This window comes from Capnocytophaga gingivalis, from assembly GCF_002302415.1.
Taxonomy (GTDB): domain Bacteria; phylum Bacteroidota; class Bacteroidia; order Flavobacteriales; family Flavobacteriaceae; genus Capnocytophaga; species Capnocytophaga gingivalis.
In genome coordinates, this window is sequence record NZ_CP022386.1 from 2,174,802 (window position 1) to 2,199,068 (window position 24,267).

Below are 24,267 nucleotides of genomic sequence, written 5' to 3' on the forward strand. Positions count from 1 at the left end.
AGAAATATAAAAGATAAGCAGTCTCATAGCTCAGCTGGTTAGAGCGCTACACTGATAATGTAGAGGTCGGCAGTTCGAGTCTGCCTGGGACTACAAAGCTGAAAGGAAATTCTAGAAGCTGAAGAAGTTTTTAGTTTTGGGTTTTTAGTTTTGAGTTAGGAAAATCTGACTCAATATAGGGACTCAAAATTCAAGACTCAAAACTCAAAAATAACTTGGGGAATTAGCTCAGCTGGCTAGAGCACCTGCCTTGCACGCAGGGGGTCAAGGGTTCGAATCCCTTATTCTCCACAGAAAGAATGCCATAAGAAGCATTTTAGAACAAGTTCATTGACATATTGGATAAGATATCAAAAATTAAAACAAGTAGATACAAGAATTAATAGGTAAGTTTTGGATTTTGAGTTTTAGATTTTGAGTTGTTATAACTCAAGACTAAAAACTAAGAACTCAAAACTACTACATACGAGTACAAATAAGTTATGTAAGGGCGTATGGGGGATGCCTAGGCTCTCAGAGGCGAAGAAGGACGTGATAAGCTGCGAAAAGTTGCGGGGATTGGCACATACGAAATGATCCGCAAATATCCGAATGGGGCAACCCAGTATACTGAAGGTATACTACATCGCAAGATGAGCAAACCCGCTGAACTGAAACATCTAAGTAGGCGGAGGAGAAGAAAACAAAAGTGATTCCCAGAGTAGTGGCGAGCGAAATGGGAGGAGCCCAAACCTGTATTGTTTCGGCAATGCAGGGGTTGTAGGACTGCGACATTTGCTGTTTATCGAATTAGAACACCTTGGAAAAGTGTGACCATAGAGGGTGATAGTCCCGTATAGGTAAGATAAATAAGTAATAGCAGTATCCTGAGTAGGGCGGGGCACGTGGAACCCTGTCTGAAACTGCCAGGACCATCTGGTAAGGCTAAATACTCCTGAGAGACCGATAGTGGACTAGTACCGTGAGGGAAAGGTGAAAAGCACCGTGAATAACGGAGTGAAAGAGACCCTGAAACCATACGCTTACAAGCGGTCGGAGCGGCGATAGCCGTGACGGCGTGCCTTTTGCATAATGAGCCTACGAGTTACTGTTACTGGCAAGGATAAGCACTTAAGGTGCGCATTCGAAGCGAAAGCGAGTCTGAATAGGGCGCTTAAGTCAGTAGGAGTAGACGCGAAACCTGGTGATCTACCCTTGGGCAGGTTGAAGCACTGGTAACACAGTGTGGAGGACCGAACTGGTTGTCGTTGAAAAGACTTCGGATGACCTGAGGGTAGGGGTGAAAGGCCAATCAAACTGGGAAATAGCTCGTACTCCCCGAAATGCATTTAGGTGCAGCGTTGTAATAAAGTTTAATAGAGGTAGAGCTACTGATTGGATGCGGGGGTTTCACCGCCTACCAATTCCTGACAAACTCCGAATGCTATTAAATGTTTTACAGCAGTGAGGGCTTGGGTGCTAAGGTCCAAGTCCGAGAGGGAAAGAACCCGGACCATCAGCTAAGGTCCCCAAATATATGCTAAGTTGAAAAAACGCGGTTGAACTGCATGGACAGCTAGGATGTTGGCTTGGAAGCAGCCATACATTTAAAGAGTGCGTAACAGCTCACTAGTCGAGCGGTTCGGCATGGAGAATAAACGGGCATAAGCATATTACCGAAGCTATGGGGTAGAGATACCGGTAGGGGAGCATTCTATAGGCGTTGAAGCTAAAGGCGTGAGCCATAGTGGAGCTTGATAGAAAAGAAAATGTAGGCATAAGTAACGATAAGGCAGGTGAGAAACCTGCCCGCCGAAAGATCAAGGTTTCCTCAGCTATGCTAATCAGCTGAGGGTTAGTCGGGGACTAACGCGTACCCTTTCAGGGGAAGTGGATGTACAACTGGTTAATATTCCAGTACTAGTATTTCAATAAAAGCGACGGAATGAGATATACGCTGCGCACAGACGGAGTTGCGTTGAAGGAGCTGTTATGGCTTTGATAGTACACTTAGGCTACGGTCGAGGTGATAATGCGTAGACAACGTTTCCAAGAAAAGCGAGAGATACTACCCGTACCGTAAACCGACACAGGTGATTGGGAAGAGAATTCTAAGGCGCTCGAGAGATTCATGGCTAAGGAACTAGGCAAAATAGACCTGTAACTTCGGGAGAAAGGTCGCCTATCGTAAGATAGGCCGCAGTGAAAAGGTCCAAGCGACTGTTTATCAAAAACACAGGACTCTGCAAAATCGAAAGATGAGGTATAGGGTCTGACACCTGCCCGGTGCTGGAAGGTTAAGAGGAGGGCTTAGCGTAAGCGAAGGTCTGAATTGAAGCCCCAGTAAACGGCGGCCGTAACTATAACGGTCCTAAGGTAGCGAAATTCCTTGTCGGGTAAGTTCCGACCTGCACGAATGGTGTAACGATTTGGACACTGTCTCGGCCATGAGCTCGGTGAAATTGTAGTATCGGTGAAGATGCCGATTACCCGCAGTGGGACGAAGAGACCCTGTGCACCTTTACTACATCTTCGTATTGACCTTGGATAAGTGATGCGTAGGATAGGTGGGAGACTATGAATGGGGCATTCCGGTGCTTCAGGAGTCGTTGTTGAAATACCACCCTTTGCTTATCTGAGGCCTAACTCTCCTGTAGGGAGAGGACAATTCGTGGAGGGTAGTTTGACTGGGGTGGTCGCCTCCAAAAGAGTAACGGAGGCTTCTAAAGGTTCCCTCAGCACGCTTGGTAACCGTGCGTAGAGTGCAATGGCAAAAGGGAGCTTGACTGAGAGACCTACAAGTCGATCAGGTACGAAAGTAGAGCATAGTGATCCGGTGGTTCCGTATGGAAGGGCCATCGCTCAAAGGATAAAAGGTACGCCGGGGATAACAGGCTGATCTCCCCCAAGAGCTCACATCGACGGGGGGGTTTGGCACCTCGATGTCGGCTCGTCACATCCTGGGGCTGGAGAAGGTTCCAAGGGTTGGGCTGTTCGCCCATTAAAGTGGCACGCGAGCTGGGTTCAGAACGTCGTGAGACAGTTCGGTCTCTATCTACTGTGGGCGTTAGAAATTTGCGTGGAGCTGACTCTAGTACGAGAGGACCGAGTTGGACTAACCGCTGGTGTATGAGTTATTCTGCCTAAGGGTACAGCTCAGTAGCTATGTTAGGAAGGGATAAGTGCTGAAAGCATATAAGTACGAAACCCACCACAAGATGAGATTTCTTTTGAGGGTCGTGGGAGATGACCACGTTGATAGGTTACAGGTGTAAAGGTGGTAACATCAAAGCCGAGTAATACTAATCACCCGAAGACTTATTGTACAGAATTTTTCTTAAGTTAGTTGTGTCAAACAATTAATGATTCAAATAATACTTGATATCTTATCCAATAGAGTCAATAAATTAAAGTATTAAGAGTATATACTCTTTAAAAATCTAAGGTGGTTAAAGCGAAAGGTCTCACCTCTTACCATTCCGAACAGAGAAGTTAAACCTTTTAGCGCAGATGGTACTGCAATTTGTGGGAGAGTATGTCGCCGCCTTCTTATCAGAAACCGAGCTATTCTTATGGCTCGGTTTTTTCTTCTATTTTATTTTCTTATCTATCTCCCCAATGCCTCCTAACCCCAAAGGTAACTAATTATGGAATATCCTACACAAGTGAATGGGAGCCCACTCTACATAAAACAAAACAAACAAAAATATGCAAAATACAATTCATTACAATCAGAGATTGAAAATCAATGAACTAAATAACACTACTAATTTAGAGGAAGCTATAAAAAATGCTGAACATCTCTATATTAGTAACCTATTAGGGGATGAAGAACTTTTATCATCTATTAATTCCTTTTTAAAGAAGTACAATAAGAAACTTTGGCTGTCTTTAGATAAAAGTACAGAGATAAATCAGGAGAATTTAAAACAATTACGTTATTTAACTAATGTAAAGAAACTAAAAATAATTGTATTCAATGGCTTTATAGAGGATTTATCAGAGTTATCACATATCAATGATTTAGAAGAATTTACGATATATGATAATGTAAAAAAGGGTATTTCGTTAGCGCCTTTGGCTAAGTTTAAAAACTTATCTTTTTTAAGTTTATATACTGGATTGACTATAAAACAATACGCTGTACTCAATACATTTGAAAAGCTAGAACACTTGAGCGCTCGAGAGATAGATTTTTCTAAACTCAATAATTTACCTATTAAAGAACTTACTGTTGATAGTAAGTTTATCCATAGTGATTTGATTGCTGAGAAATTTCCTGATATAGAATATATTTCTTTACAGAACTGTAAAGATGTTAGTATAGAAAATATTGCTTTATTACCTGTGGTTTCTGATGTGCGATTGAGGTATATGCCTCATATTACAAGGCTTACTTCTTTTAAAAATAAAGAAAATATATTTCATCTCGAATGTGTTCATTTAAAGAATCTTGAAAGTATAGAAGCTCTTTTTGAATTGAAGCAACTAAAATATCTGATGATTACAGATTTAGAGAAACTTAAAGCTGAAGATTTTTATAGATTAAAGGAACTTCCTAATTTAAAAGTAGCTTATATAACGTTTAAAAACGCAAAGGAAAACGATAAGTTTATAACATTTGCTAATGCTCATAATTGGGTATATAAACAGCCTTCCTTAGTGAGGTAATATTCTTGTTGTGTATTTCCTTGCAGTGTTTTTATCAGTGTTAAGTTTTATGAAAGAGTGAGAGAATTTGGTTTTTAATTCTTTTTTAAGTATCTTTGTAGGCGGATAATCTATTTCTTCATTATAGTATTATAAAAATAATAGGGTATTCTCTTTTTAAATTATTTCCAATAAATTATCTCTATGAAAACCTATTTTTACCTTTTATTTTTGCTATCGCTCTCTTTAGCAGCACAAACCAAGGATGCACAAAAGCGTTTGTACTATAATCCTATGGAGGGAGATCCTGCCTATGCTATGGGCAAGTATGAGCTGAAGTTACAGGGCTTTGAAGAAACTTTTGATACGCTTACAACGAAGCAGAATATGGTGGATTTTGCTAAGAAAAATCACTTCTCAGATACTATTCCCAAGCAGAATCCTAAGCTAAAAATACCTCATTATTACCTTACTTATTATCAAAAGAATGGAGAAAATCATTGGCAAAATACAATGATTTACTTTCTTGGAATGAAAATGGATGGGAAAGATGTATCACTGATCGCTACGATTAGTTCAGTCTCCGAGGCACCCTCCGAAGAGATTGATACGGAGATGCTCCAGCTCGTATTGGATAGGAAAGTGCCTAAAGAAAACTATATGGGAGGGCGTTCCTTTGATTTTCTTGGAAGAAAAGTACCACTGATGGACGAATGCTATTGGACTGGAGTCAATATCGTGCGCTGCCCTACCAAAGGGGAAATGAATTGGAGCTTGCACCCTACCTTAGCCGAGGCACAGCAGGCTATTGCCTTACAGAAGAGATGGGCGATGATGATTCCTGCGCCAGAGAATCATACAATGAGCCTTCTGATGGAGCGGGATATCACTCTCCTCTTCGAAGGGAAGGAAACACGAGCTACAGAAATTATCTATAACGAACACTATCAACATCCTATCCTAAAGAGTCATCATAAGGATTATAAACTCATTGTCTATTATATAGCCACAGAGGTCAGAGGTCAGGCGATTGCTTGTGTGATTAGCTATTATGATTATAATGAGCGACTTGCTGATACAGGTTTGCCCGAATTTGTCTCTCAGTTTGTGCGATTGCCCAAATCTTCTCGTTAGCTTATTGTAAGATACGCAGTATCGTTTGTGCTTTATTTTCGGTTTCCTGCCATTCGCTTTCCTCTTGCGAGCCACTATTTATCCCACCTCCTACATATACAAATACCTCTTTGTCTGAGAGCTGGGCGCATCTGAGATTGACAAATAGGTCTAAGGAATTTTTATGTTTGAAATTCACAAGGCCACAATATCCCGCATAGAACTCCCTTGGGTATCCTTCATTTTCTAAAAGAAACTCACGCGCCTTTTCCGTAGGGAAGCCACATACGGCAGGGGTAGGGTGTAGGCGTTGGACAATTTCTTGGATAGGTGTATTAGAAGGGATTTTAGCAGTGATTTCTGTACAGAGATGCCAGAGCTTGCCGGCGCGTACTTCGTGGATTTTTCCAGTGGATAAATCGTTGGTATAAGGGGATAGCACCTTGATAATTGTATCGGTGACTACTTGTTGTTCTCGGTATTCCTTTTCCGTCCATAAAGGTTTTTCTCCTTCGACAAAGGGTTTGGTACCCGCCAAGGACATAGTGCGAAGCTGGTTATCTTCTATTTTGACCAATGTCTCAGGGGTTGCCGCTACCCATTTGCCTATTTTAGGATGAGAAAAAGCATAGCAAAAAGCTGAGGGGTAAGCCTGTACAAGGTCTTGGAAATAGGAGAGAAGTGGTTTTTGAACTCCGGTGTAGGCAATTCTTCGGGAGAGGACCACCTTTGTCAATTCTCCTTTGTCAATAGCCTTTAGGGCTTTTCCAAATAATGCCTGATACTCCGCTCTTGCTGAAGGGAAGAGGATAGGAGAGGGGACAATATCTTTTTTTTCTTCACCGACAAAAGCAGTGGAAAAAAGATTGTCTTGTCTTAGTATAAAAGACTCTATCCCCACGAAAGGGTGTATGACAAATCCTTTTTCTGAAAAATCCTCTATGGTATGTACAAAAGTGTCGTTTTGGTAGATAAGATGGAGCTGGCTATCGTTGGGATATTTGAAAAGTACAAAAGGCAGGTCTTCAGTAGCTACTTCTTTAGCTTTTTGTAAGAAATCTTCAGGAGAAAGTATCATCTTTTCTTTACAATTATAGTTGTGTGCTTGCCGTAGGAAATGAGCTTGTTATCTTCATCAGTGATTTTGATATCCCAATGTTGTAGGGTACTTCCCTTATGGATTAGGGTAGCCTTGGCAAAAACTGTTTTCCCCAGAGCTGCAGGGCGGATGTGATTCATTGTGATATCGGTACCTAAGACCAATTGTTTGTCCGGATTGGCCAAGAGTACCGAGGCCATACTCCCCACCGTTTCGGCTAAGGCTGCAGAGGCACCGCCGTGTAGGATACCATTGATCTGGCAATTTTTCTCAGTAACAGGCATCTGCGCAATAAGGTAATCCTTACCTACTTCAATGAAGGAAATCTCAAAGTTCTCCAGTAAGGTATTTTTCCCAATGGCATTGGCTTGTTCTAATAAGTCTTCTTGCATAGTCGCTGAAATTTAGTGCAAAAATACGAAAATAATCACAAATAACTAACACTCATCTTCGAGGAATGTTTCCCCTTTTGCAGTGAGTTGTAAGGTAATGGCAACTATAAATTATCCACTCTGTCATAAACACATTACTACCCCAATGCACTTTTGTTTCGGATGAAGGTTGTTCATACATATCGTATAGCATTTTGACAATATCCCAATAAATATCGGCAACCTCATCGTACATTTCTAAATTCAAAGCCATTCCATATCATATATAAGTTCGATGATTTGTTTTTAGGATAGATAGTCTGCAAAGCTTCACTTACAGTACTATATCCTCAACATCTCGCTTGTGTAATCCCTTAGCAGGAAAAGACTTTATGGAAAATAATTCCTTCATAATCGTAAAAAGAAGTATTCTATCTCCTTATACATTGAAAAACCATTCTAAGAAAGTATTAAAATCTTTCCATTGAGGATTGAGTTTATTGTTTTGAAAATCAGAGAGCATTTCTCCTAACTGAAGGAGTAGCACTTCTCCTGTATTGCGATTATAGAAAAAGCCACTTTCTGCTTCAAAACTGTCCAAAGGAAGATATTCTTCAGGCAAAAGGAATATCTTTGATGCGTTTTCTATAGCATAATCTAAATCTTCGGAATAGAGTTTGAACCAACAGACATTATACAATTCGTACCCTCTCTCAGCGAAAGTCGGGCCTATAGCAGAAAGATTGAATGCTGCAAAATCACTGTTTAAAGGAATACCTAAACTTATTAGTGCTTTGGTATAGTTTTCCTTTTCTTCTTCGGTTAGAGGCAAATAACCTCTTTGCTCAAATAAATGCGTTATTTTATGAGATAACATATTGTAAAGTTATAATTTTTGATAGTTTCTCATTATCAGAGGCTATTTACTGCCTATAGTCTAAAATTGTCTCATTCCCCAAAAGCATGCTGTTAGTCCCAGTCCTACACTGCCTACTACGTAAAGAATAGTTTTTAGATATTCGTTTTGTTGTAATAACTGTATGGTTTCAAGAGAGAAAGTAGAGAAGGTGGTAAATCCTCCCAAAACGCCTGTCATCAGTAGTAAAGGCAATACAGAGGCTGTAGTAGCTTTATGTTTGAAGTAGCTATACAGTAGCCCTATCAGAAAACAACCTAGCACATTCACTACCATGATACCTATGGGGAATGCCCACTCACGACCTACCTTACTAAAAGCTACCGAAAGCACATAGCGCAAAGCTCCCCCTACAAAACTCCCTAATCCTACGATTAATATTTCTTTTATCATTTTTTGATTTTTATAAAAACTCACAGATATGACTTAGCCACTCGTGCCCTTATCAATTAGGCTTTGTCTTTTTACATTGCACTACTTGTCAGGTTGAGGGGGTGAAGAGCATATACAAAACACATTAACAACTTGCATCATTAGGAATATTATCTAATCTTTCCTTTATTTTAGCCTTCAATCTATTTAATATTTGTACATTTTCCTCTTCATATAGGCTGAGATTTATATGTTCTATATGATTTAAGGTATTTTCATTCCCTCTTAAGCCTATCCACTCCATAATAGAATGATATATCTCATGCTCATAACTTTCAGATACCTCTTGAAATATATCAATCATTCCGTTTATAGCTGAATCTTTATTAGTTTTGTATAACGCTACTAATTTCAAATATTGCTTTTCTATATCTGTCATAATTATTCTATTATAGTGTGAGTTCGATGTATAATATCTTTAAAGTTTTCTTGTAAAAGATTAAAGACAGATAATTTACATATTTTAATCCCATAACAAAATGTGAAATCTCCGATTTTATTCCCATTACTATCCCAACTATCCCACCAAGCATCTAACAAACTGACTTCTTTAATGTTTTGTTTACTACTAGGTCGAAGAATAGCATATTCTTTTTCTATGTAACCTGTAAATTTATAAACTTTCACTCTGTAATCAATTTATCAATAATTCTTTTTTCAACTTGTATATGGGTATAGATTCCCATTAGTTGATAATCTCCTGTCATTAGTTCTTCCTTAGTTATAGGAGTTTCGCTGTTATCTTTGGCTTTCCAGACTCTCAAATCATCAATAGAGCCTAAAACTAACTCAATATCGTTATAATCTGAATGAATTATCCGATCATAAGCAGGCGTTATATACATAGATGGCCATCGTTTTCTTATCACTGGTGTCCAAACGGTATAAAAGGCTTCATTAGGATTCCAGAATTGACAATAACCTCCATAGGAGATTCTTGAGCATATACTTTTATTAGGTTCTCACAATTTTGAAGGTGTTATTATACGATTTATGCCAGTATTGGGATTCAGACAATTCTGCTAATTTTCAGGGCATAAGAAAGCATAAGCTACAACGAATGTACCAGTGGAGAGACCTATATCATTTTATTGGATAGTAGATCACAACTTTTTCTCCCGACAGATAGAAAATAGTATCGTTCTTTTTCTCTTTTATATAACCAATGTATTTTTCTACAGAATACATAGTATCAATATCAAAGCTATTTAACAGGGCTGGATCTTCTTTAAGTTCTGATAATGTATATCTTAAAAAGCCATTTGCCCTATTCCAAGAAATCTCTTTTAATTTTCCTTCCTTATCATAGCGCGAAATGGTTTTGATAAGCAACTTCCCATAATTGTTTTTTATAAAACCATCAGGATTATATTGATATGTGTCGGCTACTTTCTCGGAGTGAAGCACCTCAAAATCTCTTTTTGAGTCATTACAGCTTATGAGTAAAAAGCTGATAATGATGCTTAGATGAGTCAAGGGGCTGTTTGTTTTCTTATCAAAGGATGTTGTTTTCTGTTTTTTCTTTTTCTGAAAATAATTCAACCTTATATAAAAAGCGAAAATACAGATACTGCAGGGGATGATAGAGCCATATATTACCACAGGGTTAATCTCCTCTTTCAAAAAGGTAGACCAACACTCCTCCCTGTGTAAAAACTCAACCCTATTGACATATAGCCAAAAAACTAAAACAATCAAGAGCAATATATACTTGGCGATAGATGATTCAAGAGGCTTGAAAATCAGGCTATAGATAAGAACTATGCAGAATTGGATAGGCATATCATAAAGAATAGCTGTAATGATATCACTTTCCCCATCGATACAAGAATAGCCATCAGGCAAAAATAATATCATCTGAATAGCTCCTATAATTACAGATAAAATGCTTATTTTTATACTTTCTTTCATTTCTATGTGATACATTTAGGGATGAGCTATCTATTATAGTATGTGTGTTACGAGTTCGCATCAGCGACTAAAGAGAGCCCCATCTTTTTAGCTTTTTCAATCATAAAAGGATAGGCATCGTCATAGGAATTGCTGATAATTCCCTCAAGTATCGCTTCTTTGATCGCTTCCTTGAGCTGTCCTACCTCGCGGGAGGGACTTAGCCCAAAGAGCCTCATGATATCCTCTCCAGAGATAGGTGGTTGGAAGTTGCGGATATGGTCTTTTTCTTCCACTTCTACCACCTTTTGGCGAACGATTTGGAAGTTCTGATGGTATTTTTTGTATCGTTGAGGGTTTTTTGTAGTGATATCCGCCTCACAAAGGGTCATCAGCGCCTCGAAGTCATCGCCAGCATCGAAGAGCAAGCGCCTTACTGCCGAATCGGTAACGATATCCTGTGCTATAATGATAGGGCGGGAGCTCATAGTAACCATTTTTTGGACGAACTTCATCTTTTCATTCTGAGGAAGGCGCAAGCGTTGGAATATCTTTACTACCATTTTCCCTCCGAGAAACTCGTGTCCGTGGAAAGTCCACCCTATTTTCTTATCAAATCGCTTGGTAGGCGCTTTGCCTATGTCATGCAAAAGGGCTGCCCAGCGGAGCCAAAGGTCATCGGTATGTTTGGAGATATTGTCCACCACCTCCAGCGTATGCCAAAAGTTGTCCTTATGTCGCTGTCCCTCCTTTTCGTCGACCCCTTGTAGGGCAACCAATTCGGGAAGGATTAGGGAGAGTAAGCCCGTCTGGAAAAGGAGCTTAAAGCCTACAGAAGGAGTAGGGGAGGCGAGGATTTTGTTAAGTTCCTCCGCGATACGCTCGTTGGAGATAATCTTAAGCCGCTCCTTGTTATCGGCTATCGCCTGAAGAGACTTTTCCTCAATGACAAAATTCAGTTGAGCGGCAAAACGAATAGCCCTAAGCATACGCAAGGGGTCATCGGAGTAAGTCACATTAGGCTCTAAAGGTGTGCGGATAAGGCCGTTTTGTAGATCATCGACCCCATGGAAAGGATCTATAAGCTCCCCAAAAGAGTCCTTAGAGAGAGAGAGAGCCAAGGCATTGATAGTGAAGTCACGACGGTTTTGGTCATCCGAGAGAGAACCATCCTCAACGATAGGCTTACGCGAGTCCTCACGGTAGCTTTCCTTGCGAGCTCCGACAAATTCGATATCGATATTCTCAGTCTTGATCATGGCTGTGCCAAAATTCTTGAAAACTGAGATTTTAGGATTGTTAGGAAGCTCAGCGGCGACTTTTTCAGCCAGAGAGATACCACTGCCTAAGGTAACAATATCAATATCCTTGGCCTGACCACGGCTAAGGAGTAGATCCCTGACGAAGCCCCCGACGACAAAACACTCTTGGTTGTTCTCGTGGGCGATTTGGGAGATAAGATGAAAGATAGGATCGGAGAGCGCAGCAGCGTAATTCATGATGATAGGTTCAGAGAGCAAAAAAAATATAAAATAATAAAAAAATAGTAGTTAGAGACTTAGTCCCAGCTACTTTTGTAAGAGAGGGCGTACTTTCCGCCACCGGTTAGGCAAAGCGTAATAGCCCCCCCAATGAAGAGGGCAAGGTTCTCAATAGCCCAAGCTCCCGTAGAAGGATCGATCACGAAGGCCTCACTACGGTGTACCAAGAAGATAGCCGTAAGGCAATTGATAGCAATGAGCATAGAGAAGAAGCGAGTTCTGTAGCCCAGAATTACCAAAATGGGAGCTAAGAGTTCTCCCAGATAGGTGCCATACGCCCAAATGGTAGGTAACCCATTGTTGGTCAGTTGTATTTCTACGAAGCTGATATCATGGAGCTTAGAGAATCCATGGAAGAGGAGAATACCCCCTATGACAATTCTGAGGAGGAGCACCCCCGCATCTGTATTTTTTTTAGGCTCTTTGTTGGTATTTTGATAGAACATTTGGAAACGATTTAAAGCAAGCCGTACTCTCTTGAAAAAGAACCACTTAAGGGAAATGCATGTCAGTAAATATAAGTGTTCACACTCACCTTAATTTTGAAGCGGTCATATAGCAAAGTTTTGAATTTCAGAGCGATATTCACATCAGAAAAGATCATAGCGCGGCTAATACTTGAAGTAAAGACAACTTCACCAATCAAGTATTCTACCAAATAAGTTCCCTCTTGGGTCATAAGCACATAACTTATATTGGGCGCTATATCCACAGGCTTGGAAATTTTTGCAAAAATACAAAAAAACAAAATAAATATCAACAATTTTTTGAATATAAATGAGTTGGGATTTTTTTAAATAGAAGAATATTTTTTAAATAATTGAAAATTAGTAAATTATAAAATAAAGATATTCAGGAGGGATGATATGGTAAGAAATACGCTGGCAGGGGGCTACAAGTTCGCACCAACACAGCTGCAAGAAATGTACTATTGGAATTTAACATTTTTATAAAAGAAGAAGTGTGATAAAAGTTGTATTTTTGCATAACTAAAGAAAAAGATATGCGAAAGCGTTTTTTTTTACTACTGTTTTCCTTGCCACTGCCTGTGGTGTGGGGACAACAACAAGACACAATCGTTAAGAGGGATAGTATAGCTCCAACGGAGACGGTGTATGATCTGGAGGAAGTGCTTTTCTTCGGGAGTCAGCCTGTGTTCAGGAATGAAGAAGATCGGAAGAAATATGAGCTATTGCGCTACAGAGTAAAGCGAGTGTACCCCTATGCTAAGTTGGCGGCAGATAAGCTCTATCGGATAGAGAAAGTATTGGATTCGCTGCCGAACAACCGCCAGCGGAAGAAATATACCAAGCGAGTACAGGAAGATGCTGAGGCGCGCTTTACCGAAGAGCTAAAGAAACTTTCCCGTTCGCAGGGACGGATACTTATCAAACTCATCTATAGGCAGACAGGAGAGTCGGCGTACAACTTGGTGAAGAATCTCAGGAGTGGGTGGCGTGCTTTTTGGTATAATAATACTGCTTGGTTTTATGATTTGTCCCTCAAGAGCACCTATAATCCGGAGGAAGTAGAAGAAGATTTTTGGATAGAAGATATTCTACTAAGAGCCTTTTCCTCAAACGAATTGGAGATGCAACCTCCTGCAATCCATATAGACTACCAAGCGATAGAGCGGAAATGGCGTAAGAAATAAGAGCAAGAAGATAAAAAGGGGCGAATACCATTCGCCCCTTTATGATTAGAAAGAAATTTTTACACCAAAATTGACTCCTAAAGAAGAATAAGAGGCTTTTTCAGTAAGTTTTTTAGCGGAATTATTGGCAAGCTCTTCCTTGGTAGCTTCTTCGACATAGTCGGTGTGCTGATGGTATACCTGACCGCGGAGTACATCGTTGTAAGATCCGTTGGTGAATCCGTCCAAGGACTTGAGCGGCACCTCTACATTTCTGTTTTGTCCAGCTACACTGATAGTCGCTTTGAGGGTTTGGTTAAACTCTCTTAGCTCAGAATAGTCACGCTTTACAGCGATATTCATATATTCCAATTCGGCAAAGATAGCGAGCTTTTCAGTCACATTGTACTTATACCCGAAAGCGGCGATAGTACCAAAAGGCATTTTCCCTTTGTAATCTTCAGTGTAAGAAGTCTCAATGGTAGCACCTTGCTTGATCACAGCAGAGGTAGGTAGTCCAGAGAGTCCAGGGAGAGAAAGTCCCAGGCGAGCCAGAGCAGCAACAGGGATGTCCTGATTGGTAGTGGTGTAGGAGTGAGCAATGGCCTCAGTCTTTCCACCGATTTTGGTAAGGACTCCAAAACGTCCATAGAAGTTGTCCGTAAAGTTGTAGATTACCGAAAGAGCCGCCCCGAAGGCACGTCCACGCCCCTTTACCTCTCCATCGATAGTGGCAGTAAGAGGGGTATTGGCAATGTTCTTTTGGCTTATCTCACGCTTTACGAGTTGGTCTTCCCCATAGAGATACCCAGCGCTGATATCGATTCCCCAAGTTTTGTTGAAGAAATAGCCGACTCTGAGCTGGCTATTGATTCCTTCTCCAAAAGTACCAAAGCGTACACTTTCCTTGCCGTTGATACTTTCCTCGCCTATTTTGGTAGAGGGCACTCCCCAGGCGTATCCTCCAGTGACAGATACATAAACCTGAGCGGAGGCAGTGTAGCCAGCCCATAAAAGGGAAGCTACAAGAAAAATTCTCTTCATATGAAATTAATTAAAAGAATGATTTTTATTATTTTTTCTGTAGTTTGAGCCATTCTTGCGCCACACTTAGGGGGCGAGCTATGATGGCCTTATCCCCTTGGATGAGGATAGGACGCTCTATGAGCTTAGGATATTGGTGCAGTAGCTCGATGATTTGTGTATCAGTGAGGGAATCACTGCCTACTTCTTTCCAAATAGCTTCTTTCTTGCGCACCAAATCGATAGGTGGGATGCCTAATTTGTGTAATAATTCTTTTATCTGAGCTACAGAAGGAGGATTTTTGAGATAGTCAATGATCTCAATAGGTTGTTCATCTTCTTCTTTTAAGAAAGCCAAGCATTCTCGACTTTTGCTGCAATGAGGGTTGTGATAAATGATCAATTTTTTAATGATTAATAATTAATGTTCAATGATTAATAGTTTCAAATGACAGAATAAGATTTTTTTTAATTGAAATAGTTGATTTGTGCTTCTACTAAAAATACTAATTTGCCATTGTAACGTACTTCTTTTTGTATCCAATTTCCTTTTTTATCATACTGATAGGAAAGCTCAGAATAAGCGGGAAGGGTTCCATTGGCGGACATAGACTGTTGGTAAGGTAATTTTTCGTCTTTATAGAAATAAATCACCTTCATATTGTCTACGAAATCTACATAGTCATCCTTTGTAATTTTTGTATGATAGCCATCAGCATTATATTCGTTGTGAAAGACATATTTTTTTTCATTGTCAGGCGTTCTGTACACCTTTTCTAACACTTTATTATCCTTATCATAAGTTGTCCAACACTTTTCGATTAGTTTTCCTTCGTTGTTATAGGTCATACAGTTAACGGGGTTATCGTGATCGTCCAATTGACAAATGGTAGTACGACGATGGTCGGTTTCTCGGCTTTCGTTCTTCTTATCATCATACGTGATAAAGATTTCTTGAGTCATTTCGCCTTTGTCGTTATATATTTTTTCGTTTGTACATCTATTTTTGTTATCATAAGAGAGTTTTCTGTGTCTTGTGACTTCATTTTTATTATTATAATCTATTTTTTCGATTACTTTACCAGATTTGTTGAATCTTATAAAAGTATTTTTGTCATATAGAAAACCAATGCTAGTATTTTTTTCAATCGATTTGTCCTCATTTTCTTTTATTTCATAAGGAATGATACGTACAGATTCGATTTTTCCCTTTAATCGTAAGTAGGGAAGCATATTGTCATCCTGTGCGAAGGAAGAAAAGGAGTATAATGTAATTAGAAAAAGATATAAGGACTTCATCATGCAGTATTTTAGTAATAAGTTATTTTTCTTTTGATAATAGCCACAGCTTCTTCGTCAAGGAAATACGTTTTTTCGATCCAGTTGCCTTTGCTGTCGAACTTGTACTTAAATGTAAGTGTTTCGGGATCATCATCTCCTATGATGGCAGTGTGTTCTATAGGGTAAATATCGTCTTTATAGACATATTTGTAAGTAATATCTCCCTTGGGAAAAGCGATATAATAATGCTTCGCTTCTATGATTCTCCCTTTGTCGTCATACTTATAGGAGACCTGTCGTTCGAGTTCACCGTCTTCGTATATAGTAGATTTAGCAAGTTTCTGGTTTTTGTTATACTCATAAGAAATTTCTTTGAAGGCCTCTCCATCGGAGTCAAAAAAGATTACTCTAATGGGGAGCCCTTCGTCGTTGAGGGTTATCTCTCTTCTAGTTCGTCTATCACTCTTGTGGGAAGAATGGGCAATAGCAGTACCTTTTTTTTCCTTGTCATTATAGGAATAAGAGATTTTTCGGGTTATTTTTTCGGGGAGGAAAAGCACAGTTTCTTTAACAACTCTATTTTTATTATCATAGGTAGTTTCTTTGATATCGGAGGGCTTCCCCTTTTCACTATAGGAAGTGAGCTTGATGACTCGTCCTTTTTTGTCCAATATGATAGACATATTATAGTCAAAAGAATCGACCAAGAAATCTCCTTCAATCTCATCAGATTCCTCTTTAGTAATATCAATAGATTTTACATTACCTTTTACCTGACAGGAAAGGCGAACATCTTCTTGTCCCCATGATAAGGTACAAAGAAAGAAAAAAATAATAAATAAATGATTCATAGAGATCACTTTTAGTAGTAAGTAATTTCTCTTTCGATAGTTGCGGCAGCTTCTCCATCAAGGAAATACGTTTTTTCGATCCAATTGCCTTTGCTGTCGAGCTTGTACTTGAGCGTAAAAGTTTGAGAAGGTTCTTTGCCTGATGTAACTATATATTTGGTAGGGAAAAGCCCCTTTTCATATAAGTATTTGGTAGAGAAATGTAATTCATAAGTCCTATTCACCCTATTGTCTATCTTTGTGAATCTATTTTTATCATCATACTCATAGGAAATGCTATGAACAAGTTTGTTTTTATCATCATAAAAAAGAGACTGAGCGAGGAATCCATTTTTGGAATGTTTGAGCACCCTTTCTCCTTCCAATTTTCCTTCGAAATTGTACGCTAAGATCTCAGAGGGAAGGAGATTGTCGCCTAAAGATATTACCATTTTAGATTTTTTGTTAGGAAAACCCGTAGAGGTAATGGTAGCAGAGGCTTTTTTCAGCTTATCATCATAGGTATAGGAAGTGGTTTGAGTAAGTTTTTCAGGGACAAGCTCAAGGACTTCCTTGGAGACATGATTTTTGTCATCATAAGTCCATTTTTGAATCGTTTTAGGCTGTCTTCCCCGAAAATAAGTATCCAATTCGGTGATACGTCCCTTTTTGTCAAAGAGGAGGAACTGGTCATCATCTAAGGGATCAAACAAAAGCGCCTCAGCAGCTTTTTCGAGTTTGCTCTGAGTGATTGTCAGGGATTTTACATTGCCCTGTAGCTGATAGACTTGTTGGCGTTTTTCATTCTGCCCCCAAGCGAGGGAACCTATGAATAAGAATAAGTAGATAAGCTTCATAAAAATTAGTAATAAGAAATTTCTCTATAATCAATCGTAGTGCACACAGACTTCACCTCTCCGGAAAGCCTATAAGGAAATTTCCTTGTAAACACTTGTCCGAAGGAGGTGTAAGAAAACAATAATAGGCAATAAATTATAAATGTTTTCATAGGATTATATTCATTCAGTTAGTCATTATCTATCACGAATTTGATATAACAGAAGCTCCTTAGAAAAGTTAATCACTAAGTCTCTTAAAATGTTTTATGGCAAGTGACCCCAAAGCTACTAAAAATAAAATATGGTGAATGGGTTCTAAAAATAGAATTTTAAAGCTATATACTATATAAATTTCAAAGTCACTAAACTGAGTAATACCATCCATCCCAAAATTTTCATGTATAAAATAGAGATCTAAAGAGGATATACTCTGTAAAAGGAACCAACCTAATATAAGAAAATACTCCCAACGGTGCTTATTTGCAAATTTCTTTATTATGAAGAAACTTATTAAGTAGGGAATGAGTCCTATAATAATGATATATTTGAGACTTACCATTGTCTATCATGAGTAAATAAACAATAAATAATGAGGGAGATTATATAAGGTCACTGAGGTTTTTGACAGCGACATAGCGTTCGACATTGAAGCCTTCGGCGTATTCCTTATTGATAAGTCTGCCCAAATCCTGAGCGCGGTAGGTGATGCTATCGCGGAAGTTTTGGCTATTGATAAGAGTTTGAGGTTCCTTGGTATCCTCGTCCAAGAATTGAGAACGATAAGCGAGGACAGCCTCTAACTTTTTGCCTAAGAAGCCAGTGATATCGACCACGAAATCGGGGCGTAAGTCCTTCCATTGGATATAGTGATAGACCACCTTAGGGCGCCAAGCCTGTTGAGGAGAACCGTCCTCATCGGTGGTTTCGATACGGCGCAAGCCACTGAGGAAACAAGCATCACTGACGAGCTTTCCTCCCTTGCCGTGGTCGATATGCCTATCATCGAAAGGGTTACAGATGACAATTTCGGGGCGGTACTTTCGGATTTTCTTAATCACCTCTATCTGGTGCTCTTTGTCATTGACAAAGAAACCATCGGCGAAGCATAGGTTTTCACGCACTTTGACCTCAAGTAGGTGAGCGGCCTCCTGAGCTTCTTGGCGGCGGAGTTCGGCACTACCACGAGTACCAAGTTCCCCTTGGGTAAGGTCGATAATACCAACAGTTTTTCCTAAACTAATTTCTTTGGCGAGAGTGCCTGCACAGCCGAGTTCTACATCGTCGGGATGTGCTCCAAATGCTAAAATATCTAATTTCATGTCTTTTTAGGTAATATAGGTCAGTGAACGGTGAACAGAGGTCAGTGACGCGCAAATATACAAAAACTTTTCCAAAGAACAAGACTTTGAAAAAGTTTTTGCTGAAAAATTTTGAACAGACTAAAAAAATATACTTATTTTCTTAGCGATGTAAGTAAGATTAATTTTTTACACGGAAGGCTTTTTCCTGAGGGTAGTAGGCTACTTCATCCAATTCTTCCTCGATGCGGAGCAGTTGGTTGTACTTGGCCATACGGTCAGAACGAGAAGCCGAACCTGTTTTGATCTGGCGTGTATTGAGCGCTACAGCGAGGTCAGCAATGGTGTTGTCCTCAGTTTCGCCAGAGCGGTGAGACATAATAGAGGTATATCCAGCACGGTGTGCCATATCCACAGCGGCGATGGTTTCAGTAAGGGTACCTATCTGGTTAACCTTGATAAGGATAGAGTTGGCTACTCCCTGAGCGATACCTCTTTCCAAACGTTCTACATTGGTTACGAAGAGGTCATCCCCTACGAGCTGTACACGATCGCCAATGGCTTCGGTAAGGAGTTTCCAACCGTCCCAGTCATTTTCGTCCATACCATCTTCGATGGAAATAATAGGATACTTGTTGACCAATTCGGTAAGGTAAGCCACCTGCTCAGCAGAGGTACGTTTTTTACCCTTAGCCCCTTCGAACTTGGTATAGTCATATACTCCATTGTCGTAGAACTCAGAGGAAGCGCAGTCAAGAGCGATTTTCACCTCTTCACCAAATTTGTATCCAGCTTTTTCTACAGCTTTTTTGATGGTTTCGATGGCATCTTCAGTACCTTCGAAGGTAGGAGCGAATCCTCCTTCGTCCCCCACAGCAGTGCTAAGTCCGCGATCGTGGAGAACTTTTTTGAGGTTGTGGAAGATTTCAGAGCCCATCTGTAGTGCTTGAGAGAAAGATTCTGCTTTGATAGGCATAATCATGAATTCTTGGAAAGCGATAGGCGCATCGGAGTGAGAGCCCCCGTTGATAATATTCATCATAGGGACAGGGAGCGTATTGGCACTTACCCCGCCGACATAGCGATAGAGAGGAAGCCCTAAAGACTCAGCGGCCGCTTTGGCTACGGCAAGAGATACCCCAAGGATCGCATTGGCACCCAAGCGAGATTTGTTGGGAGTGCCATCGAGCTCAATGAGCACCTTGTCGATGAGATTTTGGTCGAAAACATTCATACCAATAATTTCCTCAGCGATGATGTCATTGACATTTTCCACAGCTTTGAGGACTCCTTTACCTAAATACTCTTTGCCTCCATCACGAAGTTCTACGGCTTCATATTCGCCAGTGGAAGCGCCAGAAGGTACTGCAGCACGGCCACGAGCACCGCTATCGGTGATTACATCTACCTCGATGGTAGGATTACCTCTTGAATCGAGGATTTGTCTTGCATGTACGTCTAAGATAATATTCATATCGTTGCTATTTAAAAATGGTTGTTATTCGTTCTAAGAGATATAGCAAAAAGGTCAGTCGTCAGTGGGAACTGACAGCTGACCTTAAGGGTTATTTCTTTTTATTTTGAGCATTGCGTTGAGCTTCTGCCTGTTCCATCATCTCTCGCATTTTGCGCTGGAACTTGCTTTCCTTACGCGGTTTTTGTTTGTTCTCCTGAATCTTGGCATGGATGCGTTTTTCATCGATAATCCAATACTTGATTGCCAACATAATGAATATGGTAATGAGGTTGGATATAAAGTAATACAAGCTCAAGCCGCTGGCATAATTATTGAAGAAGAACAACATCATAATAGGAGAGAGGTACATCATGAACCTCATATCCGGCATACCCTCCTGCTTGGTTTGCTGCATTTGTCCTGTAGTCATGAGCATGTAGATTAGCATAGTCACAGAAGCTAATATAGGGAACAAGCTCACGTGATTTCCATAGAAAGGAATGGAGAAAGGTAGCTGAGCTACAGCATCGTAAGAGGAGAGGTCTTCAGCCCACATAAAAGATTTTTGTCGGAGCATGAAAGCTGTAGGGAAAAAGCTAAAGAGTGCGAAAAAGACCGGCATCTGGAGTAGGGCAGGAATACAGCCACTGAGAGGATTGACACCCGCCTTGCTGTAGAGTGCCATGGTCTCCTGTTGGCGCTTCATAGCATTCTCAGATCCCTTATATTTGTTATTAATTTCCTCAATCTCAGGGCGAAGTACTTTCATTTTAGCTTGAGAGAGATAGGACTTATACTGAATAGGAGAGAGGAGGATACGCACGATAATGGTTAGGACGATGATTGCTACTCCAACAGCCATAAAGGAGGAGAGCAGGTCAAAGACAGGAATTACGAACCATTTGTTGATCCAGCCAAAAATACCCCATCCTAAAGGAATAGCCTTCGTAAGTCCATACTCTTTGTCATATTTTTTAAAGATATGATAATCAGAAGGTCCGTAGAAGAAGTGAAGTGATTCGCTGAGCTCTCCAGAGGTAAAAGCAATGGGGAACTCCGCAGCGAAAGCCTTGGTAGCTTGTACATTGTCCCCTTCGGAGGTTGCTAAGTTTTTGGAAGAAATCTTTCCAGAGGCCAAAGGCTTATCGGAGATCAGGAAAGAGCTGAAGAGGTGTTGTTTGAAATCGACCCATTTGATACTCTTGAACTCCTCAGAATCTTCGCCCCCTGCACTAAGCTTATCATCGCGATTGTCCTCATACTGCACTACTGCCTGTACATATCTGTCCTCATAGGTTACACTCTTTTCCATGCGGCGAGCCTTAAGCTTCCACAAGAGCTCAGGAGTAACTCCAGTATTGAATACCTGAGAGAGCCCTACACTACGAATAGAAAAATCCACCATATACTCATCGGGACGGAGGGTGTATACGTATTCTAAATATTGATTATCAGATACATGTAGCTTCATGGAAAGCGTGTTTCCAGAGAGAGTAGGAGAGAAGAAGAGATCCTTAGTCTCCAGTGTACGATTATCATTGGTGGTAAACTTTAGAGAGAATGACGCATTCCCATCCTTAATCAGTTCAACAGGTTTACCATTGTAGGTTTTCTGATTTTTGACTAAAAGATTGGTAATCTGTCCCCCTTTGTTGCTTACCTGCAGCTTGATAAGATTGTTTTCGATTTCGGTAAAGGCTCCTTCTTTGGCAGAAGGGAGTGCGGCAGAGAAGCCAAAAGCCCCAAGAGTCTCCTTATACTTACTTAGCCCTAAGGAATCGGTAGGTAGGGTAGTGGATGCAGGAGTAGCCACCTGCTGAGAGGAGGACTGTTGGGTAGTGTTATTTGTCGATTCGGTAGTTTGCTGAGGTGGTTTCTGGTTGTACATGTAGTATATCAGTACAACAAACATCAGCGCGAATCCAATAAGAGAAAAAGTATTATTGCGTTTTTCTTCCATAAATTAATTTTCTGAAATTTGTATATTTATAATTTGGCAAAGGTACAAAATAAAATTGTTATAGAAAAACTTCTTTTACTATAAATGATTATTTTTTCTTGTGTACAATATTTATAGTCAATCCCGTATCTTAAGAAAGAGGACGGTGATTTTGAAGGGCGAATCCTTCACATACTCAGCCGCACCAGCCCGCTGACTTTGTCCTTAGGCTCATGTCAATTTTTTGCGAACCATTTTTGATTGACTAAAGATTTCTGTTTGGGTATCAAACTATTTTTCTAATTTGTATTGTAAAGCTGCTTGTACAAAGGCTACAAAGAGCGGATGAGGGTGAGCGACAGTACTCTTGTATTCAGGATGGTACTGTACCCCTACAAACCAGCGATGTGTAGGTACTTCGACTACTTCCACTAAGCCTGTCTCAGGATTGGTACCAGAGCAGAGCAGTCCAGCTTCTTCCAAGGGCTTGCGGTATTCGCTATTGAACTCATAACGATGGCGGTGGCGCTCACTGATGTGTTTACTTTTGTAAGCCTCATATACACGGCTGCCCTCCAAGAGCTCACAATCCCAAGCCCCGAGGCGCATGGTGCCCCCCTTCTGAGTGATGTGTTTTTGTGCCTCCATCAGGTCGATAACCTTGTAGATAGCCTTGGGATTGACCTCGGCTGTATGTGCATTTTCGAAGCCTGCCACATGGCGAGCAAACTCAATAACCGCCATCTGCATACCCAGACAAATCCCTAAGAAAGGAATATTGTGCTCACGGACATACTGGATAGCCTTGATCTTCCCTTCGAGTCCACGTTCGCCAAAACCAGGAGCTACCAAGACCCCATCGAGAGTGCTAAGCTTATCAACCAAGTTGGATTCGTCCAGATACTCAGAGTGAATCATGATCACTTCCACTTTGACCTCATTCTCAGCCCCTGCATGGATAAAAGCCTCCAAGATAGACTTATAAGCATCGGGCAGTTCCACATACTTGCCCACCAGTCCTATACGTACCCTATGTTTTGGATTCTTATGTCGTTGGAGGAAAGTATTCCATTGGGTCAGCTCAGGAGCTTGATTGTCAGGGAGTGCTAACTTTTTGAGAACCACCTTGTCAAGCCCTTCTAAAAGCATAAGATTGGGGACATCATAGATTGTAGGCACATCAATAGACTGGATGACGGCCTCCTTTTTCACATTGCAGAATAGGGCGAGCTTTTGTCTGAGATCGTCTGGTAAGTCCCTATCGGTACGGCACACTAGGACATCGGCTTTCAGACCACTCTCCATAAGTGTTTTGACACTGTGCTGAGTAGGCTTGGTCTTGAGCTCTCCAGCGGCAGCCAGATAAGGTACGAGGGTCAGGTGAACTACAATCGCATTGTTATCCCCCAGTTCCCACTGGAGTTGGCGTACAGCCTCGATATACGGGAGCGATTCGATATCCCCTACAGTTCCTCCTATTTCAGTGATGACAATATCATATTGGCCACTCTTACCAAGAAGTTGTATACGGTCCTTGATTTCGTTGGTAATATGAGGGATCACTTGCACTGTTTTGCCAAGGAACTCCCCACGGCGTTCCTTTTCGATGACACTTTGGTAGATACGACCAGTGGTCACATTGTTAGCCTGAGAGGTGAAGACATTGAGGAAACGTTCGTAATGGCCTAAGTCAAGATCCGTTTCGGCGCCATCTTCAGTGACATAACACTCCCCATGTTCGTAAGGATTGAGTGTGCCAGGGTCAATATTGATATAAGGATCCAACTTTTGAATAGTTACTCTATAGCCTTTAGCTTGTAAGAGTTTGGCCAGAGAAGCAGCGATGATCCCCTTGCCTAAGGAAGAGGTCACGCCCCCAGTTACGAAGATGTATTTGGTATTGTTCATGTGCTTTACTAAGATAGGGCAAAAGTAAGGATAATTTGCGAATAAAACAATTTCTTTTTGAAATGATTT

At 40.6% G+C, this 24,267-nt stretch carries 22 protein-coding genes, 2 tRNA genes and 2 rRNA genes; 7 read left to right on the top strand and 19 right to left on the bottom strand.

The features are described from left to right. Positions 1–19: 19 nt before the first annotated feature. The 6 genes from CGC50_RS10335 (at position 20) to CGC50_RS10360 (ending at position 5,763) form a co-directional block, all read left to right on the top strand. Positions 20–93 (top strand) — tRNA-Ile (locus CGC50_RS10335). Positions 94–217: 124 nt separating this feature from the next. Beyond that, a tRNA-Ala gene (locus tag CGC50_RS10340) sits at positions 218–291 on the top strand. A gap of 182 nt (positions 292–473) precedes the next feature. Beyond that, positions 474–3,305, top strand: a 23S ribosomal RNA gene (locus CGC50_RS10345). Positions 3,306–3,420: 115 nt separating this feature from the next. Further along, positions 3,421–3,529 (top strand): 5S ribosomal RNA (rrf, locus tag CGC50_RS10350). A gap of 158 nt (positions 3,530–3,687) precedes the next feature. Then, positions 3,688–4,650: a hypothetical protein gene (locus CGC50_RS10355; RefSeq protein ID WP_095910764.1), complete on the top strand. Its 963-nt coding sequence runs from the start codon at positions 3,688–3,690 to the stop codon at positions 4,648–4,650. Between the two features lie 183 nt (positions 4,651–4,833). Next, entirely contained in the window at positions 4,834–5,763 is a 930-nt protein-coding gene (locus CGC50_RS10360) for a hypothetical protein (RefSeq protein ID WP_095910765.1), read from the top strand. A 1-nt stretch (position 5,764) separates the two neighbouring features. On the opposite strand, the gene CGC50_RS10365 is transcribed toward CGC50_RS10360, so the two are convergent. The 10 genes from CGC50_RS10365 to CGC50_RS10415 form a co-directional block, all read right to left on the bottom strand. Continuing rightward, positions 5,765–6,820: a chorismate-binding protein gene (locus CGC50_RS10365; protein ID WP_095910766.1), complete on the bottom strand. Its 1,056-nt coding sequence runs from the start codon at positions 6,818–6,820 to the stop codon at positions 5,765–5,767. After that, positions 6,817–7,233 carry a PaaI family thioesterase gene (locus tag CGC50_RS10370; RefSeq protein ID WP_002666210.1) on the bottom strand — a complete coding sequence of 139 codons (417 nt, stop codon included), beginning with the start codon at positions 7,231–7,233 and terminating at the stop codon, positions 6,817–6,819. The genes CGC50_RS10365 and CGC50_RS10370 overlap by 4 nt, the downstream gene beginning before the upstream one ends. A gap of 418 nt (positions 7,234–7,651) precedes the next feature. Continuing rightward, positions 7,652–8,044 carry a hypothetical protein gene (locus tag CGC50_RS10380; RefSeq protein ID WP_232781112.1) on the bottom strand — a complete coding sequence of 131 codons (393 nt, stop codon included), beginning with the start codon at positions 8,042–8,044 and terminating at the stop codon, positions 7,652–7,654. Between the two features lie 105 nt (positions 8,045–8,149). Beyond that, on the bottom strand, positions 8,150–8,521 hold the full coding sequence (crcB, locus tag CGC50_RS10385; RefSeq protein ID WP_095910768.1) for a fluoride efflux transporter CrcB: 372 nt from the start codon (positions 8,519–8,521) through the stop codon (positions 8,150–8,152). Positions 8,522–8,645: 124 nt separating this feature from the next. After that, positions 8,646–8,939, bottom strand: a complete 294-nt coding sequence (locus tag CGC50_RS10390) for a hypothetical protein (protein ID WP_095910769.1) — start codon at positions 8,937–8,939, stop codon at positions 8,646–8,648. 2 nt (positions 8,940–8,941) lie between these two features. After that, complete coding sequence (locus tag CGC50_RS10395; RefSeq protein ID WP_198541606.1) at positions 8,942–9,187, bottom strand: hypothetical protein; 246 nt, start codon at positions 9,185–9,187, stop codon at positions 8,942–8,944. Then, a complete protein-coding gene (locus CGC50_RS10400; protein WP_095910770.1) occupies positions 9,184–9,405 on the bottom strand; it encodes a hypothetical protein in 222 nt (73 codons plus the stop codon). Before CGC50_RS10400 ends, CGC50_RS10395 begins: the two co-directional genes overlap by 4 nt. Before the next feature lie 238 nt (positions 9,406–9,643). Beyond that, entirely contained in the window at positions 9,644–10,471 is an 828-nt protein-coding gene (locus CGC50_RS10405; RefSeq protein WP_095910771.1) for a hypothetical protein, read from the bottom strand. 47 nt (positions 10,472–10,518) lie between these two features. Continuing rightward, entirely contained in the window at positions 10,519–11,949 is a 1,431-nt protein-coding gene (locus tag CGC50_RS10410) for a CCA tRNA nucleotidyltransferase (protein WP_095910772.1), read from the bottom strand. Between the two features lie 59 nt (positions 11,950–12,008). Then, positions 12,009–12,437: a DoxX family protein gene (locus tag CGC50_RS10415; RefSeq protein WP_002666183.1), complete on the bottom strand. Its 429-nt coding sequence runs from the start codon at positions 12,435–12,437 to the stop codon at positions 12,009–12,011. A 557-nt stretch (positions 12,438–12,994) separates the two neighbouring features. On the opposite strand from CGC50_RS10415, the gene CGC50_RS10425 reads away from it, so the two are divergent. After that, positions 12,995–13,645 carry a DUF4294 domain-containing protein gene (locus CGC50_RS10425; RefSeq protein WP_095910773.1) on the top strand — a complete coding sequence of 217 codons (651 nt, stop codon included), beginning with the start codon at positions 12,995–12,997 and terminating at the stop codon, positions 13,643–13,645. A 45-nt stretch (positions 13,646–13,690) separates the two neighbouring features. On the opposite strand, the gene CGC50_RS10430 is transcribed toward CGC50_RS10425, so the two are convergent. From CGC50_RS10430 to CGC50_RS10475, 9 genes are all read right to left on the bottom strand, one after another. Further along, complete coding sequence (locus tag CGC50_RS10430) at positions 13,691–14,668, bottom strand: hypothetical protein (RefSeq protein WP_095910774.1); 978 nt, start codon at positions 14,666–14,668, stop codon at positions 13,691–13,693. 28 nt (positions 14,669–14,696) lie between these two features. After that, positions 14,697–15,050, bottom strand: a complete 354-nt coding sequence (gene arsC, locus CGC50_RS10435; protein ID WP_095910775.1) for an arsenate reductase (glutaredoxin) — start codon at positions 15,048–15,050, stop codon at positions 14,697–14,699. 65 nt (positions 15,051–15,115) lie between these two features. Beyond that, positions 15,116–15,610, bottom strand: a complete 495-nt coding sequence (locus CGC50_RS14120; protein WP_232781113.1) for a hypothetical protein — start codon at positions 15,608–15,610, stop codon at positions 15,116–15,118. A 347-nt stretch (positions 15,611–15,957) separates the two neighbouring features. Beyond that, complete coding sequence (locus tag CGC50_RS10445; protein ID WP_095910777.1) at positions 15,958–16,779, bottom strand: hypothetical protein; 822 nt, start codon at positions 16,777–16,779, stop codon at positions 15,958–15,960. An 11-nt stretch (positions 16,780–16,790) separates the two neighbouring features. Next, positions 16,791–17,615, bottom strand: a complete 825-nt coding sequence (locus CGC50_RS10450; RefSeq protein WP_095910778.1) for a hypothetical protein — start codon at positions 17,613–17,615, stop codon at positions 16,791–16,793. A gap of 581 nt (positions 17,616–18,196) precedes the next feature. Next, entirely contained in the window at positions 18,197–18,916 is a 720-nt protein-coding gene (gene bshB1, locus CGC50_RS10460; protein ID WP_095910779.1) for a bacillithiol biosynthesis deacetylase BshB1, read from the bottom strand. A 160-nt stretch (positions 18,917–19,076) separates the two neighbouring features. Continuing rightward, on the bottom strand, positions 19,077–20,369 hold the full coding sequence (gene eno, locus CGC50_RS10465; protein ID WP_002666314.1) for a phosphopyruvate hydratase: 1,293 nt from the start codon (positions 20,367–20,369) through the stop codon (positions 19,077–19,079). Between the two features lie 91 nt (positions 20,370–20,460). After that, positions 20,461–22,311 carry a membrane protein insertase YidC gene (gene yidC, locus CGC50_RS10470; RefSeq protein WP_002666302.1) on the bottom strand — a complete coding sequence of 617 codons (1,851 nt, stop codon included), beginning with the start codon at positions 22,309–22,311 and terminating at the stop codon, positions 20,461–20,463. Positions 22,312–22,581: 270 nt separating this feature from the next. Then, positions 22,582–24,198, bottom strand: coding sequence for a CTP synthase (locus CGC50_RS10475; protein WP_095910780.1), 1,617 nt, complete (start codon positions 24,196–24,198; stop codon positions 22,582–22,584). Between the last annotated feature and the right edge of the window lie 69 nt (positions 24,199–24,267).